1 protein-coding gene is annotated in these 1,058 nt (G+C 39.5%); it reads right to left on the reverse strand.

Annotated features, from left to right (window positions below):
• Positions 1-237: 237 nt before the first annotated feature.
• A complete protein-coding gene (locus tag B4Q04_RS22365) occupies positions 238-723 on the reverse strand; it encodes a hypothetical protein (protein ID WP_088698190.1) in 486 nt (161 codons plus the stop codon).
• Positions 724-1,058 lie beyond the last annotated feature (335 nt).

Below are 1,058 nucleotides of genomic sequence, written 5' to 3' on the forward strand. Positions count from 1 at the left end.
CCTAGAGGTCTCACAAACAAGGAAGGACCGAACGTAATTCTCTTCAAAATTCGCATAGGAGCACATGTTGTAGCCTATGCCTAAATTAGAAGATAGTGCCAAGGGTGAAAAGAGCCTTGGTTTGATGGTTTACGAACCGCCGTATACGAGACCCGTACGTACGGTGGTGTGAGGGGTGCACTCCGTCATTTGATGGCGGAGCCATCCACTCGATTGTAAGCTGGCTTTTCCGTCCTGCTAAGTATAATATTCTCCATCCCAAGGTTCTTGAAAGGAAATAGTATTACTAGGAAATAAATCAATACTAACTGATTCTTCATTTGGAATCAAACCACATTTTATTCCATCTATATTTATTTCGAAGGTTTCAACATCAATATTGCATAATGTAACTTGTCCCAATTCCTTAACTAATTTTTCCATTTCTTCCCATACACTTTGCCTTTCACTATCCTTCTCGGTAGACCAGTATTTATATTCAGAAAATTTACCGTTTTTGTCAAATAAATACAGAATTGCAAGCTCTATTCGATACTTGTTTCTCTCCTCAGGATTTAATTCTCTAATTGGTTTTTTATAGGCAAAAGTTACACTCCCAAAAAATAATCTATCATCTTCAGTTTTTCCAAGATAATGCGTGTGGTATTCTTCCATTCGCATTATGGGAATCCGTTTAGGAATTTTGGATTCAATATTTTTTGATTTCTTAAATAAGTTGAACATTATTCAATTTTTAGCTTGCTTACAACGTCTCGGCTATGCTCAGTGCGGGGCTGCACGAAACTACTTTTCCGCCACGCAATAGCAAAAATCTTTTTGTTTTGGTTTTATCTTGTCCCGCTCAAAAGCAAAATCCAAAAGATTTTGCGGTGCTCGTCGGCACGCCCAGACCAATGGATTCAGCACTTACGCCCGCATTGAGTATAGCCATTGTGTGTGCCCAGTATGGGCATCTTTTAACTACAGAAAAGTAGTTAATTAATCTAGAGGGTGCAAGTCCCTCATGCGCTGGAGTAACGTCTGGAAGCATTAGTAAGTCGCAAGGGTGGTAACTGCGA

Origin of the sequence: Zobellia sp. OII3 (genome assembly GCF_002211465.1) — a bacterium.
In the GTDB taxonomy this organism is placed as follows: Bacteria; Bacteroidota; Bacteroidia; order Flavobacteriales; family Flavobacteriaceae; genus Zobellia; species Zobellia galactanivorans.

Coding starts and splice junctions, on each gene's coding strand:
- B4Q04_RS22365 (WP_088698190.1), bottom strand. CDS start 723: ATGTTCAACTTATTTAAGAAATCAAAAAATATTGAATCCAAAATTCCT.